The sequence below is a fragment of the Pseudomonas sp. Ps21-P2 genome, from assembly GCF_039672565.1.
Classification (GTDB): Bacteria; Pseudomonadota; Gammaproteobacteria; order Pseudomonadales; family Pseudomonadaceae; genus Aquipseudomonas.
On sequence record NZ_JBDFPL010000004.1, the window covers coordinates 276,634 to 293,033 of the forward strand.

Below are 16,400 nucleotides of genomic sequence, written 5' to 3' on the forward strand. Positions count from 1 at the left end.
TCGTACCATCAAGCAACGCCACATCAAGCCGATAGCGTGTAAGACACTTCCGATCTGGCTGTGTGATATGGCGTTTTCCTTGTCGGAAACAGCCCGTTTATTGGGAAGTCACTAGGCTATACTCCCGCTCGCTTTGGACCGTCCGTCGGTCCGCTTCTTGAACCCGGTCATGCCGGCGTTGAACCCTTGAGGGCTGACTGTGAAGAACTGGACGTTGCGTCAACGGATTTTGGCGAGCTTCGCTGTCATCATCGCCATCATGCTGTTGATGGTGATCGTGTCGTTCAATCGCCTGCTGGTGATCGAGAGCAGCGGCGATGCCGTACGACTGGACGCGCTGCCCGGCGTTTTCTACAGCAGCACCGTGCGCGGCGCCTGGGTCGAAAGCTACGTAGCCACCCAGCATTTGCTCAGTGAAGGCGCCGGTCGCGACCTCACCAGCGCTGAAGAAGACCAGTACAAAGAATTCGAAGACCGCCTGCAGGCGCAGATCGTCAATTACCAGAAAAGCATCTTCGACGAATCGGATCGCAACGACTTCGCCCAGTTTCTGCAATTGCGCGAACGCTACCAGCTCGTGCTCAACGGTGTGCTCGCGGCTTATCAGGGCGACAACTACGCGCTGGCCCAACGGATTTTCGCCGAGCAACTCACCCCCACGTGGTTTGAGGGTCGTAAACAGCTCAACGCACTCGGCGCCAAGAACAAGGTGGTCGCCGACAAGGCGTCCGACGCCATTCAAGCCGCCGTCTCCAGCGCCAAAATCACCCTCGGCATTTCGTTGATCATTGCCTTGCTGGCGGCCGCCGCGTGCGGCCTGTTGCTGATGCGCGCGATTCTGGCGCCGATGAATCGCATCGTGCAGATTCTCGAGACCATGCGCACCGGCGACCTGAGCACGCGGCTGGCGCTGGATCGCAACGATGAATTCGGATCGGTCCAGACTGGCTTCAACGACATGGTCGCCGAACTTGCGGCATTGGTGTCCCAGGCCCAGCGCTCGTCGATTCAGGTGACCACATCGGTGACCGAGATTGCTGCCACCTCCAAGCAGCAACAGGCGACGGCCACCGAGACCGCTGCGACCACCACGGAAATCGGCGCCACGTCGCGGGAAATTGCCGCAACGTCTCGGGATCTGGTGCGCACCATGACCGAAGTAACCTCAGCGGCGGATCAGGCTTCGGTCCTGGCGGGCTCCGGTCAGCAAGGCCTGGCGCGCATGGAAGAAACCATGCACTCGGTCATGGGCGCGGCCGATCTGGTCAACTCCAAGCTGGCGATCCTCAATGAGAAGGCCGGCAACATCAATCAGGTCGTGGTGACCATCGTCAAGGTCGCCGACCAGACCAACCTGCTGTCGCTCAATGCCGCCATCGAAGCGGAAAAAGCCGGCGAATACGGCCGTGGTTTCGCCGTGGTCGCCACCGAAGTCCGGCGTCTGGCCGACCAGACCGCCGTGGCCACCTACGACATCGAGCAGATGGTTCGCGAGATCCAGTCGGCGGTGTCGGCGGGCGTCATGGGCATGGACAAGTTCTCCGAAGAAGTGCGTCGCGGCATGTACGAAGTGACCCAAGTCGGCGAGCAGCTTTCGCAGATCATCCATCAAGTGCAGGCCCTGGCGCCGCGTGTGTTGATGGTCAACGAAGGCATGCAGGCCCAGGCCACTGGCGCCGAACAGATCAACCAGGCGCTGGTGCAGTTGGGTGATGCCAGCAGCCAGACCGTCGAATCCCTGCGTCAGGCCAGCTTCGCCATCGACGAGCTCAGCCAGGTGGCGGTGGGGCTGCGTAGCGGCGTTTCGCGTTTCAAGGTCTGAGTCAGGCCCATGATCGAGCATTCAGCCAAGCGCAGCGTTGCGGTGTCGCCGAAGAACAAGCTGTTTCTGCTGTTCCGCATCGGCGCGGAACGCTATGCGCTGCAAGCGACAGAAGTCGCCGAAGTGCTGCCACGGCTGATGCTCAAGCCCATCGCCCAGGCGCCGCACTGGGTCGCGGGTGTGTTTGCCCACCGCGGTGCGATCGTCCCGGTCATCGATCTCAGCGCGCTGACCTTCGGCCATCCCGCCCCGTTGCGTACCAGCACACGGCTGGTGTTGGTGCACTACCGCCTCGGCGGCGATCGCCCGCCGCGTGAGTTGGGCCTGATCCTCGAACAGGCGACCGACACGTTGCGCTGCTCGCCCCATGAATTCAAAGCCTATGGTCTGGACAACTCACAGGCGCCGTACCTGGGCCCGGTGCGCGAGGACGAACACGGCCTGCTGCAATGGATACGTGTGGATGACTTGCTCAGTGACGCCGTGCGCGAACTGTTGTTTCCCGAGCAGCCCATGAGCCCGGATGCCTTCGAGGCGGCGCCATGAGCAGCGACGCGCGTTTCTTCGCCTTTCTCAAGGACCGCATCGGCCTGGACGTCGCGTCGGTGGGCGAGGCGATCATCGAGCGCGCCGTGCGTCAGCGCTGCACGCTGTCCAAGGCGCGGGACCACGACGACTACTGGCAGACGCTGCTGGTTTCGGCGGACGAGCAACAGGCGCTGATCGAAGCGGTGATCGTCCCCGAAACCTGGTTTTTCCGTTACCCGGAATCCTTCGCCACCCTCGGCAAGCTGGCCAACGCCCGGTTGGCGCAGCTCAATGGCGTGCGTCCGCTGCGGATTCTCAGCCTGCCGTGCTCCACCGGCGAAGAGCCTTATTCCATCGCCATGGCGCTGTTCGACGCCGGTCTACGCGGGCCGCAGTTCAGCGTCGAGGCAGTGGACATCAGCCCGCTTTCGATCCAGCGCGCGCGCCAGGGCGTGTATGGCAAAAACTCCTTTCGCGGTGACCAACTGGGTTTCCGTGAGCGTTTTTTCAGCGCGGTCGAGGAGGGCTATCGACTGGAGGAGCGGGTGCGTGATCAGGTCCGCTTTCAGTCCGGCAACCTGCTCGATCCCGCCATGCCGGTGGCGCAGTCGGCCTACGATTTCGTGTTCTGCCGCAACCTGCTGATCTACTTCGACGTCGACACCCAGCGTCAGGGTTTTGATGCGCTGAAACGCATGACCCGCGACGACGGCGTGCTGTTCATCGGGCCCGCCGAGGGCAGCCTGCTCGGGCGCATGGGCATGGTGTCGATTGGCATTCCCCAATCGTTCGCCTTTCGTCGGCGTGACGAGGCCACCTCCGAACCCCACAGCGTCTGGACTGCCCCAGCCATGGCGCCGTCGCGAAGCGATTCATCGCCTGCTCAGCCAACGTCTGCTTACCCAACATCGGCCCTGTCGCGCGGCGCCCGTAAACCGCAGCCCTTTGCGCCGAGGTTGTTGAATGATCCTGCGCTGACCGAAGAACGCAGGGCTGCGCTCAGACCCGACATCAAAGCGGTGGCGGCGCCGGGCGCGGGCAACGGCGACGCTACCGAGTTATTGCGCAGCATCGCGGCCCTTGCCAACGAAGGCCGCAGTGCCGAGGCGAAGGTGGCCTGCGAGCAGTACCTCAAGCGCTTCGAACCTGTTGCCCCGGTGTTTTACTGGCTGGGCCTGCTCAGCGAAGTGGCGGGGGAGGCGAGCGCGGCACAAGGGTTTTATCGCAAGGCGTTGTATCTGCAGCCGCAGCATCCGGAAACCCTGGCGCAACTCGCCGCGCTGCTCGCCGCCCAGGGCGACAGCGCAGGGGCCCGGCGGCTGCAGGAGCGCGCGGCACGGGGTGTCACTAAAGAAGGACGCAGCGGATGAGTCGCGTACACACAGAGCTGGTCAGCGACACCGCCGAGGCGATCGACGACTGCTGGAACCGCATCGGCATCCATGGCGACCGGTCCTGCCCGCTACTTGCCGATCATATTCATTGCCGTAACTGCTCGGTGTACTCGGCAGCGGCAACACGCTTGCTCGACCGTTACTCGCTGGCCCAGGAGCAGCGCGTTTCGATGCACACCGATGCGCTGGCCGTCGACGTCGAAACCCGTTCGACCGTGGTGTTTCGTCTCGGCGAAGAGTGGCTCGGCCTGCCGACCCGGTGTCTGGTGGAAGTGTCGCCGGTGCAAGCCATTCATTCGCTTCCGCACCAGCGTTCCCGCGCCTTGCTGGGCGTTGCCAATGTGCGCGGCGCCCTGGTGGCCTGCCTGTCGTTCGTCGAACTGCTCGGGCTGGACCCTTCAGTCGCGCCGGTCGGAGATGCCCGCACAATGCCGCGCATGCTGATTGTTTCGGCAGACGGCGGTCCGGTGGTGGTGCCGGTGGACGAGGTTGACGGCATTCATGCCATCGAAGCGCGCCTGCTGGACACCGCCTCGGCGTCGGCACAGAACAACAACGCACGCTTCACCCGAGGCGTCGTGCAATGGAAGAACCGCAGCCTGCGCCTGCTCGATGAAGACCAGCTCTTGTCGGCCGTGAACCGGAGCCTGACATGACGCCCGATCAAATGCGCGACGCGTCGCTGTTCGAACTCTTCACCCTGGAGGCGGAAGCCCAGACTCAGGTGTTGAGCGCGGGCCTGCTGGCCCTTGAGCGCAATCCGACTCAGGCTGATCAACTGGAAGCGTGCATGCGCGCGGCCCATTCGCTGAAAGGCGCGGCGCGGATTGTCGGGGTCAACGCGGGCGTCAGCGTTTCCCACGTCATGGAAGACTGCCTGGTCAGCGCCCAGGAAGGCCGATTGCACCTGCTGCCCGAGCACATCGACGCCTTGCTGATGGGCACCGATTTGCTGATGCGCATCGCCACGCCCGGCGCCAGCGTGCCTCAGGCGGATGTGGACGGCTATGTGGCGCTGATGAACAACATGGTCAGCGCCGATCCGGCCATGAAAGCCATGCTGGTGCCCAGCGCGTTGCCTTCCCTTGAAGACATCTTGCTTGCCAACGCGCAGTCGCTGGTCACCTCGCTTCAGTCTGCGCAGGATTCAGCCGCCGAAGAACTGGCCGCCGCCGTCGTCGAGCCCGTTGCCGACCTGGCGCCTAAAGCAGATGGCCCCGGTGAACGACGTGTGGCCGAGACCGGTGAAAGGGTCCTGCGCGTCACCGCCGAACGCTTGAACAACCTGCTGGACCTGTCGAGCAAGTCGCTGGTCGAGACCCAACGGTTGAAGCCTTATCTGGCCGCGATGCAGCGGGTCAAACGCACGCAGACCGGCGCCACCCGAGCACTGGACAGTCTTGAAGCCTTGCTCGGCGCCAACACCGATCCCGACGCGCAAAAGGCGCTGGACGAAGCGCGGCGTCTGCTCGGCGAAGCGCAGCATTTGCTGATTCAACAAACCGCCGACCTCGATGAGTTCGGCTGGCAGGCGTCGCAACGCGCGCAACTGCTCTACGACACTGCGCTGGCCTGCCGCATGCGCCCGTTTGCCGATGTGCTGGTGGGCCAGGCGCGCATGGTCCGGGATCTGGGGCGCTCGCTGGGCAAGCAGGTGCGCCTGGAAATCGACGGCGAAAAAACCCAGGTCGATCGCGATGTGCTGGAAAAACTCGAAGCACCGCTGACCCATTTGCTGCGCAACGCGGTCGACCACGGCATCGAACTGCCCGCACAGCGCCTCGCCTGCGGCAAGCCGGCCGAGGGGCTGATTCAATTGAAGGCCTCGCACCAGGCCGGGCTGCTGGTGGTCGAGCTGATCGATGACGGCGCCGGCGTCGACCTCGAACGCCTGCGCCTGAATATCATTGAGCGCAAGCTCTCGCCTGCCGAAACCGCTGCGCAGTTGAGCGAAGAAGAACTGCTGAGCTTCCTGTTCCTGCCCGGTTTCAGCATGCGCGACACGGTCACCGAAGTGTCTGGCCGAGGCGTCGGCCTGGACGCGGTTCAACACATGATTCGGCAACTGCGTGGCGGCGTCGAAATGGACCAGCGCGCCGGGCAGGGCAGCCGTTTCCATCTGGAAGTGCCGCTGACCTTGTCGGTGGTGCGCAGTCTGGTGGTGGACGTCGGCGGCGAAGCGTATGCCTTTCCGCTGGCGCACATAGAGCGGATGCGTGACGTGCGCGCCGACGAGATTGTGCAGCTGGAAGGGCGTCAGCATTTCTGGCACGAGGAGCGGCATGTCGGGCTCGTGGCCGCCACTCAGTTGCTTAACCGCCCGGCCAGCCAGCACAGTGAAGACGTGCTCAAAGTGGTGGTCATTCGCGAGCGCGATGCCGTGTATGGCGTCGCCGTGGAACGCTTCATCGGCGAACGCACGCTGGTGGTTTTGCCGCTGGATCCGCGCCTGGGCAAGGTTCAGGACATTTCCGCGGGCGCCTTGCTCGACGATGGCTCGGCGGTGTTGATCATCGACGTTGAAGACATGCTGCGATCGGTGGAGAAACTGCTCAATACCGGACGCCTGGCGCGCATTGACCGGCGCAGCCAGCAGGCGGACACCCAAGCCCGTAAGCGCGTGCTGGTGGTCGATGATTCGCTGACGGTGCGCGAGCTGGAGCGCAAGTTGCTGGCCAGCCGGGGTTACGAAGTCGCCGTGGCCGTTGATGGCATGGACGGCTGGAACGCCTTGCGCGGTGAGGATTTCGATTTGCTCATCACCGACATCGACATGCCGCGCATGGACGGCATCGAACTGGTGACGCTGGTGCGCCGCGACAGCCGCCTGCAATCGCTGCCAGTGATGGTGGTGTCGTACAAGGACCGTGAAGAAGATCGCCGTCGCGGCCTGGACGCTGGCGCCGATTACTATCTGGCCAAGGCCAGTTTCCATGACGACGCGCTGCTCGATGCGGTCGTTGAGTTGATAGGAGATGCGCAGGGATGAAGATTGCCATCGTCAACGACATGCCCATGGCAGTGGAGGCGTTGCGCCGCGCGCTGGCCTTTGAGCCGGCGCACCAGATTGCCTGGGTGGCCAGCAATGGCGCCGAGGCGGTGGAGCGTTGCGCGCAGCTGACGCCCGACCTGATCCTGATGGACCTGATCATGCCGGTGATGGACGGCGTGGAGGCCACTCGACGTATTATGGCGGCGACGCCGTGCGCCATCGTCATCGTCACCGTGGACCGCGAGCAGAATGTGCATCGGGTGTTCGAAGCCATGGGCCATGGCGCGCTGGACGTCGTCGATACGCCCGCGCTGGGTGCCGGCAACCCCAAGGATGCCGCCGCGCCTTTGTTGCGCAAGATACTTAATATAGGCTGGCTCATTGGCGAGCGGGACACGCGGGTTCGCCCTGTGCCGCCACCGGTGCGCGAGTCGGCACAGCGTCAGCGGTTGATCGCGATCGGCTCATCGGCCGGCGGCCCCGCTGCACTGGAAATACTGCTCAAGGCGCTGCCGACGGATTTCCCGGCCGCCATCGTACTGGTGCAGCATGTGGATCAGGTGTTCGCCGAAGGGATGGCGCAATGGCTGAGCAGCTCTTCGGGGCTGGAGGTCAGGCTGGCGCGCCATGGCGAGCCGCCGCAAGTGGGCACGGTGCTGCTGGCAGGCACCAACCACCATATTCGTCTGCTCAGGAACGGCACGCTGGCGTACACCGCAGAGCCGGTTAACGAAATTTACAGGCCCTCCATCGACGTGTTTTTCGAAAGTGTGGCCAGCTATTGGAATGGTGACGCAGTGGGTGTTTTGTTGACCGGCATGGGCCGTGATGGTGCGCAGGGACTCAAGCTGATGCGTCAGCGGGGCTTTCTCACCATCGCCCAGAATCAGGAAAGCTGTGCGGTGTATGGCATGCCCAAAGCGGCCGCGGCCATCGACGCCGCCACGGAAATTCGCTCTCTGGAATCGATTGCACCTCGCTTGAAGGAGGTATTCACCCAATGAATTTCCAGGTGATTTCACAGCCGACCTGTGACCAGGAGACCCCGAATGCATGATTTGCAACTGGACGATCTGCACGCCACGGATGAAAACGCTGCCATGGTGTTGCTCGTCGACGATCAGGCCATGATCGGCGAGGCCGTCCGACGTGGGCTGGCACAGGAAGAAAACATCGACTTCCACTTCTGCGCGGACCCCCATCAGGCGATTGCCCAAGCGATCCTGATCAAGCCGACGGTCATTCTTCAGGACCTGGTCATGCCCGGCCTCGACGGCCTGACGCTGGTGCGTGAGTACCGCAGCAATCCGAAGACCCGGGACATCCCGATCATCGTGCTTTCGACCAAGGAAGACCCGCTGATCAAGAGCGCCGCCTTTGCCGCCGGGGCCAACGATTACCTGGTCAAACTGCCGGACAACATCGAACTTGTCGCACGCATTCGTTACCACTCGCGCTCGTACATGACGCTGCTGCAGCGCGATGAAGCCTATCGTGCGTTGCGCGTCAGCCAGCAACAGCTGCTCGACACCAACCTGGTGCTGCAACGCCTGATGAACTCCGACGGCTTGACCGGCCTGTCCAACCGCCGTCACTTCGACGAGTACCTGGAGCTGGAATGGCGCCGTTCTACCCGTGAGCAGACGCAGATCTCGCTGTTGATGATCGACGTGGATTACTTCAAGGCCTACAACGACGCCTTCGGGCATCTCGAAGGTGACGAAGCCCTGCGTCAGGTCGCCAAAGCCATCCGCGCCAACTCCAGCCGTCCCTCCGATCTGCCCGCACGTTACGGCGGCGAAGAGTTCGCGCTGGTGCTGCCCAATACCTCCCCGGGTGGCGCACGTTTGCTGGCGGAAAAACTGCGCCAGACCATCGCCAGCATGAACATTCCCCACGTCGCGCCCAGCCAAGGCTCCAGCCTGACGGTCAGCATCGGTCTCGCCACTGTCGTCCCGCAAGTGGGCAGCCACAGTCGCCAGCTGATCCAGACTGCGGATCAGGGGCTGTACGCGGCGAAGCATAACGGGCGCAATCAGGTGGCGATGGGGTAGGGCGAGGACCCACATTCCTGCGCGCTCTGGGCGTAACCAGGTGATGTCCCCGCAAAGAACGACGATCACGACCCAGCCCTGCCCAACGGGCTGCCATCGGGGGGTTCGCTGCGCTATACTCGCCGGCTTTGTGAAAATCGCCTGCGAGTGCTGCCCACCATGGAAATCAACCCGATCCTAAACAGCATCAAGGACCTGTCCGAGCGCTCCGAAACCATTCGGGGGTATCTTTGACTACGATCACAAACATGATCGTCTGACCGAAGTTAATCGCGAGCTCGAAGATCCAAACGTCTGGAACAACCCGTCGTACGCCCAGGAACTGGGCCGCGAGCGTTCGCTGCTGGCGCAGATCGTCGACACCCTCGACGAAATGAGCACCGGCCTGGTGGATGCCAAGGACCTGTTACTGATGTCCGCCGAAGAAGAAGACCAGGCCGCCGTCGACGACGTTGCTGCTGAAGTCGAGCGTCTTCGCGAGGCCTTGGAAAAACTGGAATTCCGTCGCATGTTCAGCGGCGAGATGGACCAGAACAATGCCTACCTGGACATCCAGGCCGGTTCCGGCGGCACCGAAGCCCAGGACTGGGCGAACATCCTGTTGCGCATGTACCTGCGCTGGGCCGACAAGCGCGGCTTCGACGCGACTATCATGGAGCTGTCGGCCGGTGAAGTCGCCGGCATCAAAGGCGCCACGGTGCACATCAAGGGCGAATACGCATTCGGCTGGCTGCGCACCGAAATCGGCGTACACCGTCTGGTCCGCAAGAGCCCGTTCGACTCCGGCAACCGTCGCCACACCTCGTTCTCGGCCGTGTTCGTGTCGCCGGAAATCGATGACAACATCGAAATCGACATCAACCCGTCGGACCTGCGCATCGACACCTACCGCTCCTCGGGCGCTGGTGGTCAGCACGTCAACACCACCGACTCGGCGGTCCGGATCACCCACGTGCCGACCAACACCGTGGTCAGCTGCCAGAACGAACGCTCCCAGCACGCCAACAAAGACACCGCGATGAAGATGCTGCGGGCACGCTTGTACGAGCAGGAAGTGCAGAAACGCAACGCGGCCTCGCAAGCGCTGGAAGACACCAAGTCGGACATCGGTTGGGGTCACCAGATCCGTTCGTACGTGCTCGATGCCTCGCGCATCAAGGACCTTCGGACCAGCGTCGAACGCAGCGATTGCGACAAGGTGCTCGATGGCGACATCGACGAATACCTGATCGCGAGCCTCAAACAGGGCCTGTAATCGCCACACCACTGTTGCGGGTCGGGCGCGTCATCATGACGTCGCCGCCCGCGATCCTTCGTCGCGCTTCCCGGCCAGACGAAGGGCCACGAACCTGTGATGGATAATCAAGACATGAGCGACCAACAACTCGACCCGCAAGCCCAGCAACAGGAAGAAAACAGCCTGATCGCCCTGCGCAAGGAAAAACTTGCGGCCGAGCGCGCCAAGGGCAACGCCTTCCCGAACGACTTCCGTCGCGAAAACTACTGCAACGACCTGCAGAAACAGTACGCGGACAAGACCAAGGAAGAGCTGGCTGAAGCGGCGATTCCGGTCAAGGTTGCCGGGCGCATCATGCTCAACCGTGGCTCGTTCATGGTGATTCAGGACATGACCGGTCGCATCCAGGTCTATGTCAACCGCAAGACGCTGTCGGAAGAAACCCTGGCCTCGGTGAAAACCTGGGACATGGGCGACATCATTGCAGCCGAAGGCACCCTGGCCCGTTCCGGGAAGGGCGACCTGTACGTCGAAATGACCAATGTCCGCCTGCTGACCAAGTCCCTGCGTCCGCTGCCCGACAAGCACCATGGCCTGGTCGATACCGAGCAGCGTTATCGCCAGCGTTACGTCGACCTGATCGTCAATGATGACGTGCGTGAAACCTTCCGCGTTCGCTCGAAAGTCATCGCCCACATCCGCAGCTTCCTGATGCAGCGCGACTTCCTTGAAGTCGAAACGCCGATGCTGCAGACCATCCCGGGCGGCGCTGCGGCCAAGCCGTTCGAGACGCACCACAACGCGCTGGACCTGGAAATGTTCCTGCGCATCGCGCCGGAGCTGTACCTCAAGCGTCTGGTTGTGGGTGGCTTCGAGAAAGTGTTCGAGATCAACCGCAACTTCCGTAACGAAGGCGTTTCGACCCGGCACAACCCCGAGTTCACCATGCTCGAGTTCTACCAGGCCTACGCTGATTACGAAGACAACATGGACCTGACCGAGGAGCTGTTCCGTGAGCTGGCCCAGCTGGTGCTCGGCAGCACTGACGTGCCGTATGGCGACAAGGTGTTCCACTTCGGCGAGCCGTTTGCGCGTCTGTCGGTGTTCGACTCGATCCTCAAGTACAACCCCGAGCTGACCGCCGATGACCTGAACGACATCGACAAGGCCCGCGCCATCGCCAAGAAAGCCGGCGCCAAGGTGCTGGGCTTTGAAGGTCTGGGCAAGCTGCAGGTGATGATTTTCGAAGAGCTGGTCGAGCACAAGCTGGAGCAGCCGCACTTCATCACCCAGTACCCGTTCGAAGTGTCGCCGCTGGCCCGTCGCAACGATGACAACCCGAACGTCACCGACCGCTTCGAGCTGTTCATCGGCGGCCGCGAAATCGCCAACGCCTATTCCGAGTTGAACGACGCGGAAGACCAGGCCGAGCGTTTCATGGCTCAGGTGGCGGACAAGGATGCGGGCGACGACGAGGCCATGCACTACGACGCAGACTTCGTCCGTGCGCTGGAATACGGTATGCCGCCGACCGCGGGCGAGGGCATCGGCATCGACCGTCTGGTCATGCTGCTGACCAACTCGCCGTCCATTCGGGACGTCATCCTGTTCCCGCACATGCGGCCGCAAGCCTAAGCGTCGAAACAAGCCGCCTGCGCAGGGCGGCTTTTTTTTGTCTGTTCGTAGTGCGCGGCTGCATTTGGAAAGGCTATCGCGAGCAAGCTCACTCCTACAGGGGCACTCCGCCGATTGCAGGAGTGAGCTTGCTCGCGATGACGTCGGCGCAGACACCGCCGTAAGCTGACGTTGCTGTGATGTGAATGACTCGAAAAAAGGAAATCCAGTTGTGAACCGCACCGTCGCTCAAAAGGGAGCCGCTGGCCTGGCCACGGCAGTCGCACAGAGTGTTCAGTACCAGGGCCGCAAGGCGAGTCGACAGGGAAGTGAACAGCGTCGCCAACAGATCCTCGATGCGGCCATGCGCATCCTCATCCGTGACGGCGTCCGGGCCGTGCGGCATCGCGCGGTCGCGGCCGAGGCGCAAGTGCCGCTCTCTGCCACCACCTACTATTTCAAAGACATCGATGACCTGCTCACCGATGCCTTCGCGCAATACGTTGAACGCAGCGCGGCGTACATGGCCAAGCTGTGGACCAACACCGAGGCGCTGCTGCGCGAGATGGTCGCGCGCAATGACGGCAGCGCCGAGGCCCGCGCCCGGCTGGCGGATGAGATCGCGCGCATGACCATGGAGTACGTGCGTCATCAATTGCTGACCCGTCGCGACCAGCTCATTGCCGAGCACGCCTTCCACCTCGAAGCGCTGATCAACCCGCGTCTGGCCCCACTGGTGAGTGCCCACCAGCAGATTTTGCTGCAGGGCAGCGCCCAGTTTCTTGAAGTCATGGGCTCGGTCCAGCCGCAACTGGACGCCCAAGTGTTGACGGGGCTCATCTGCCGGATGGAATATCAGGGGCTGCTCAACGGGCCTCGGCCCGGCGCAGACGAAGAAATGCTCGCTATTCTTACTCGCCAGATGCATCTGGTACTGGGCACTGCCAAGCCGATGGCTGGCTGATACCTCAAGGAGAACCCGATGAGAGTCTGGAGCGTATTGCTCGCCCTGTCGTTCGCGCTGTTGAGCGGATGCCTGGTGACGTTCAAGGACCCGATTCCGGTCAGCAACACCGCCCCGCCCAAATTGCTCGGCACCTGGAGCAGCAAAAATGCCTGGGGCGAGCCGCTCGAACTGGAAATCAGCCGCGCCGGCCCCGACCGTTACAAAGCGGTCAGCTACCGTAAGGGCGATCGCAAAAACCGTGACGAGTACGCCTTCACCGTGTCGCGCCACGGCAGTCGCTGGTACGTGTCCGCCGCGCTGCCTGACAAATACGGCGGCAATTACGTCATCGCCGGTTTCGACCTGATCGACAACGAGAACGGTGCCGACGAACTGGTGGTCTATGACCTGGACCTGGAGCGGTTTCAGCAGTTGGTCGAGCAGAAGGGGCTCGACGGCGAGCGGGTCGATACGGTGAAGGGCGACGGTATGCTGATCTCAAGTCCCATGGACAAGGTCTTTGCCTACCTCGACGACCCGGCCAATTCCGACGTCTTTCTCAAAGCAGCTCAATATCAGCGCATGACCAAATAGCGCAAACGGTTCAATAAGGGGTACCGGGTGGACGAATACCAACAGACTATTCGCACGTTGTCTGATCGTATCGTGGTAGCGCAGACGCCGATTCGAATCCTTGATGCCGTGAAATGGGATGACAACATCCGCAAGACCTTCCTTGACGGCAAAGGCAAACACCTGCCGGAAGTCGACCGCGCTTACTACGAAAATCGCCCGCTGGGGTTTGATTCCGGCGCGGTGAAGCTGGAGTTCCAGAACATCGAGCGTGACATCACCCGGCAGTTGGGCCAGTTCAACCCGGTCGGGCAGATCATGCGGCGCATGTGCAAAGAGTACCGGATGGTCATCCGCATGCTGGAAGCCCGCGGCACCCCGGACTTCGGCCTGATCTCCCAGGAACTGTACGGCGCGGCGTCCGATGCTTTCCATGCCGGCGACCCGACTCTGTCCGACCTCGGCATGATGCTCTCCGATTACCTGAACAACATCGCCGGTCGCGGGGACCTCAAGGATGAGCCGAAAATCCTGACGGCCAAAGACGCCGTCGCCATGCTGCAGACCCGGCTCAATCGCACGTTTGGCGAGGCTGAAGAGACGATCCGGGTGTTCGAATCCGACGGCATTGTGGCGGACGCTGCGGCCGGCGCCGATTACATCAAGATTCGCAGCGACGCGATGTTCAACGAACGTGATGTTCGGGCGCTTGAAGTCCATGAAGGCCTGGTCCACGTCGGCACCACGCTCAATGGGCAGAATCAGCCGATCTGCACCTTCCTGTCCAAAGGCCCGCCCTCGTCGACCGTGACCCAGGAAGGCCTGGCGATTCTGATGGAGATCATCGGTTTTGCGTCCTACCCGAGCCGCCTGCGCAAGCTGACCAACCGCACCCGCGCCATTCACATGGCCGAGGAGGGCGCCGATTTTTTGCAGGTGTTCGACTTCTACCGCGAGCAAGGCTTCGGCATGTCGGAAAGCTACGGCAACGCCAGTCGGGTATTCCGGGGCTCGGTACCGAATGGGCTGCCATTCACCAAGGATCTGTCCTACCTCAAGGGCTTCATCATGGTCTACAACTACATCCAGTTGGCCGTGAGAAAGGGCAAGCTGGAGCAGGTGCCGCTGCTGTTCTGCGGCAAGACCACGCTGGAGGACATGCGCACGTTGCGTCAGCTGGTGGACGAAGGCCTGGTGGTGCCGCCCAAATACCTGCCCGACCAGTTCCGCGACATGAACGCGCTGTCGGCGTGGATGTGCTTCTCCAACTTCCTCAACCACCTGAGCCTGGACCGGATCGAAGCGGACTACTCGAATATTCTGTGAGTCTGTGGGCGCTGATGAATCGGCGCCTCTGTCAGGTCTCCCGTCGTGTGCAAATCCAGAATCGAAGGACATCGCTTGAAGCGTCTTCTTACCTTGCTCCTGGTCATCTCCCTCAGCGGCTGCAGCGAATGGCTGTTCTACCCGGAACGCGGTCTGCCGCTGACGCCGGACAAAGCCCACCTCGCCTGGCGCGATGTCACCCTCACGGCGGCCGACGGCATCAAACTCAACGCATGGTTTCTGCCGGCCAAGCCCGGCGTGCCGGTGAAGGGCACGGTGCTGCACCTGCATGGCAACGGCGGCAACATGGCCTGGCACCTGGCGGGGAGTTGGTGGTTGCCGGAGCAGGGGTATCAGGTGTTGCTGGTGGACTATCGCGGTTATGGCCGGTCCGAAGGCGAGCCGAGTCTGCCGGCGATTTATCAGGACATCGATGCGGCCTTTGACTGGCTGAACGCTGCGCCCGAGGTACAGGGCAAACCGCTGGTGGTACTCGGGCAAAGTATCGGCGGGGCGCTGGCCGTGCATTACTTGTCGGAGCACCCGCAACAGCGCGCGCGGGTCAAGGCGCTGGTGCTCGATAGCGTACCGGCGAGCTACCGCGAGGTCGCGCGCTATACCCTCAGCACGTCGTGGCTGACGTGGCCCATCAAACGGCCGCTGTCGTGGGTGATTCCGGACGGCGACAGCGCCATCAACGGCATGCCGCAGCTCAAGGGCACGCCGATGCTGCTGTTCCAGAGCCTGGACGACACGCTAGTGCCGCTTCACAACGGCATCAGCCTGTATCAGGCCGCACCGCCGCCGCGTGTGCTGCAGCTGACACGCGGCCCTCACGTCCAGACCTTCGGCGACCCCACATGGCGCGAGGTCATGGTTCGCTATCTGGATGATCCGCAGCACTTCAACGGCCTGCGCAGGCTGGGGGAAATTCCGAATTATCCTGACCCTCAAACCGGCAAGTCGGCGCCATCCTCTCCATAGCCTGCGGAGCAGCACCGCGAGCGATACTTCGTATCACTCGCATTTTAAAACTGCCACAAAAAAGCCCCGCCTGTTTCGCAACAGGCGGGGCTCTTTATTTGCGCTACAACCGCATTACTTCATCGAAGAGCGCGGTGCTACTGGCTGGTTGTCGTTGGAAATGGTGACTTCCACGCGACGGTTCATGGCACGGCCCGAGGCGCTGGTGTTGTCAGCAACCGGGTACTCCTTGCCATAACCCTGGGCAACGATACGCTCTGGGCCTACGCCCATTTTGATCAGAGCCATGCGCACGGAGTTGGCGCGGCGCTCGGACAGGGAGTCGTTGTAGGCCGCGGAACCGGTGCTGTCGGTGTAGCCTTCAACGATGACTTTGCGATCAGGGTTTTCCTGAAGGAACTGGGCCAGCTTGTTGACGTTGACCAGACCCGAAGACTTCAGCTCAGCCTTGTTCAGGTCAAACAGTACGTCGCCGAAAGTCACCAGCGTGCCGCGTTCGGTCTGCTTGGCGTTCAGGCTGTTCTGCAGGGCCTTGATCTGAGCGTCGCGAGCATCCAGACGAGCCTGGGCACGTTGGGCCGCAGCGCCTTTCAGATCGTTTTCAGCGGTCTTCAGGTTGATGGTCTGCTTGGCCAGCTCAACGCGCTGGTTGGTCAGATAAGCCAGTTGGTCGACCTTTTTCTGGTCATCGTTGTTGCGGTACGCGGCATCTGCCTTGTCCAGCCACTCGCTGGCGTCTTTGGTTTCCAGCGCAGCCAGTTCAGTGGCTTTAGGGTTGCTTTGCAGCGCCGAGTAGTTGGTGCGGGCTTGTTCCAGGTTTACGTTCGGCTGCGACGAGCACGCCGCCAGACCAACGCTCAAAGCCAGCAGGGCAGGAATAAGTACTTGTTTACGCATAATATTTTCGTCCTTTAACTCAATGGCCAATGC

General features: G+C 62.1%; 14 protein-coding genes. 13 read left to right on the forward strand and 1 reads right to left on the reverse strand.

What is annotated here, in order from left to right; translation table 11 throughout:
- The first annotated feature begins 199 nt into the window (after positions 1-199).
- The 13 genes from ABEH28_RS12345 to ABEH28_RS12405 all read left to right on the forward strand — a co-directional run bounded on the left by ABEH28_RS12345 (position 200) and on the right by ABEH28_RS12405 (position 15,470).
- Positions 200-1,822, forward strand: coding sequence for a methyl-accepting chemotaxis protein (locus ABEH28_RS12345; RefSeq protein WP_192170787.1), 1,623 nt, complete (start codon positions 200-202; stop codon positions 1,820-1,822).
- Positions 1,823-1,831: 9 nt separating this feature from the next.
- Positions 1,832-2,368 (forward strand): chemotaxis protein CheW, encoded by a 537-nt coding sequence (locus ABEH28_RS12350; RefSeq protein ID WP_346630055.1) that lies wholly within the window; start codon positions 1,832-1,834, stop codon positions 2,366-2,368.
- A complete protein-coding gene (locus tag ABEH28_RS12355) occupies positions 2,365-3,720 on the forward strand; it encodes a protein-glutamate O-methyltransferase CheR (protein ID WP_346630056.1) in 1,356 nt (451 codons plus the stop codon). The genes ABEH28_RS12350 and ABEH28_RS12355 overlap by 4 nt, the downstream gene beginning before the upstream one ends.
- Positions 3,717-4,400, forward strand: coding sequence for a chemotaxis protein CheW (locus ABEH28_RS12360; protein WP_346625558.1), 684 nt, complete (start codon positions 3,717-3,719; stop codon positions 4,398-4,400). The genes ABEH28_RS12355 and ABEH28_RS12360 overlap by 4 nt, the downstream gene beginning before the upstream one ends.
- Positions 4,397-6,733: a hybrid sensor histidine kinase/response regulator gene (locus tag ABEH28_RS12365; protein ID WP_346630057.1), complete on the forward strand. Its 2,337-nt coding sequence runs from the start codon at positions 4,397-4,399 to the stop codon at positions 6,731-6,733. The genes ABEH28_RS12360 and ABEH28_RS12365 overlap by 4 nt, the downstream gene beginning before the upstream one ends.
- The gene (locus tag ABEH28_RS12370) at positions 6,730-7,740 is read left to right on the forward strand and encodes a chemotaxis response regulator protein-glutamate methylesterase (protein WP_192170792.1); all 1,011 of its coding nucleotides are present in this window, start codon (positions 6,730-6,732) and stop codon (positions 7,738-7,740) included. Before ABEH28_RS12365 ends, ABEH28_RS12370 begins: the two co-directional genes overlap by 4 nt.
- Positions 7,741-7,785: 45 nt before the next feature.
- Entirely contained in the window at positions 7,786-8,790 is a 1,005-nt protein-coding gene (locus tag ABEH28_RS12375; protein WP_192170793.1) for a PleD family two-component system response regulator, read from the forward strand.
- A 159-nt stretch (positions 8,791-8,949) separates the two neighbouring features.
- Positions 8,950-10,045, forward strand: a protein-coding gene (prfB, locus tag ABEH28_RS12380) for a peptide chain release factor 2 (RefSeq protein ID WP_108120905.1) whose coding sequence is annotated in 2 segments (ribosomal slippage) — positions 8,950-9,021 and positions 9,023-10,045 — 1,095 coding nt in all. Because the reading frame shifts where the segments join, the coding sequence is not laid out codon by codon here.
- A 114-nt stretch (positions 10,046-10,159) separates the two neighbouring features.
- Complete coding sequence (gene lysS / locus ABEH28_RS12385; RefSeq protein ID WP_346630058.1) at positions 10,160-11,662, forward strand: lysine--tRNA ligase; 1,503 nt, start codon at positions 10,160-10,162, stop codon at positions 11,660-11,662.
- A gap of 211 nt (positions 11,663-11,873) precedes the next feature.
- Complete coding sequence (locus tag ABEH28_RS12390; RefSeq protein ID WP_192170795.1) at positions 11,874-12,605, forward strand: TetR family transcriptional regulator; 732 nt, start codon at positions 11,874-11,876, stop codon at positions 12,603-12,605.
- 18 nt (positions 12,606-12,623) lie between these two features.
- Positions 12,624-13,181, forward strand: coding sequence for a hypothetical protein (locus tag ABEH28_RS12395; RefSeq protein ID WP_346630059.1), 558 nt, complete (start codon positions 12,624-12,626; stop codon positions 13,179-13,181).
- A 27-nt stretch (positions 13,182-13,208) separates the two neighbouring features.
- The gene (locus tag ABEH28_RS12400) at positions 13,209-14,486 is read left to right on the forward strand and encodes a flavohemoglobin expression-modulating QEGLA motif protein (protein ID WP_074892251.1); all 1,278 of its coding nucleotides are present in this window, start codon (positions 13,209-13,211) and stop codon (positions 14,484-14,486) included.
- A 75-nt stretch (positions 14,487-14,561) separates the two neighbouring features.
- A complete protein-coding gene (locus tag ABEH28_RS12405; protein WP_346630060.1) occupies positions 14,562-15,470 on the forward strand; it encodes an alpha/beta hydrolase in 909 nt (302 codons plus the stop codon).
- A 114-nt stretch (positions 15,471-15,584) separates the two neighbouring features.
- Here the strand turns inward: ABEH28_RS12405 and ABEH28_RS12410 are convergent, their stop codons facing one another.
- A complete protein-coding gene (locus ABEH28_RS12410; protein WP_192170798.1) occupies positions 15,585-16,367 on the reverse strand; it encodes an OmpA family protein in 783 nt (260 codons plus the stop codon).
- Positions 16,368-16,400: the final 33 nt, after the last annotated feature.

Bases quoted from the DNA above. Each gene is read 5' to 3' on its own strand.
- ABEH28_RS12350 (WP_346630055.1), top strand. From the start codon at position 1,832: ATGATCGAGCATTCAGCCAAGCGCAGCGTTGCGGTGTCGCCGAAGAAC.
- ABEH28_RS12355 (WP_346630056.1), top strand. From the start codon at position 2,365: ATGAGCAGCGACGCGCGTTTCTTCGCCTTTCTCAAGGACCGCATCGGC.
- ABEH28_RS12360 (WP_346625558.1), top strand. From the start codon at position 3,717: ATGAGTCGCGTACACACAGAGCTGGTCAGCGACACCGCCGAGGCGATC.
- ABEH28_RS12365 (WP_346630057.1), top strand. From the start codon at position 4,397: ATGACGCCCGATCAAATGCGCGACGCGTCGCTGTTCGAACTCTTCACC.
- ABEH28_RS12370 (WP_192170792.1), top strand. From the start codon at position 6,730: ATGAAGATTGCCATCGTCAACGACATGCCCATGGCAGTGGAGGCGTTG.
- ABEH28_RS12375 (WP_192170793.1), top strand. From the start codon at position 7,786: ATGCATGATTTGCAACTGGACGATCTGCACGCCACGGATGAAAACGCT.
- lysS (WP_346630058.1), top strand. From the start codon at position 10,160: ATGAGCGACCAACAACTCGACCCGCAAGCCCAGCAACAGGAAGAAAAC.
- ABEH28_RS12395 (WP_346630059.1), top strand. From the start codon at position 12,624: ATGAGAGTCTGGAGCGTATTGCTCGCCCTGTCGTTCGCGCTGTTGAGC.
- ABEH28_RS12410 (WP_192170798.1), bottom strand. From the start codon at position 16,367: ATGCGTAAACAAGTACTTATTCCTGCCCTGCTGGCTTTGAGCGTTGGT.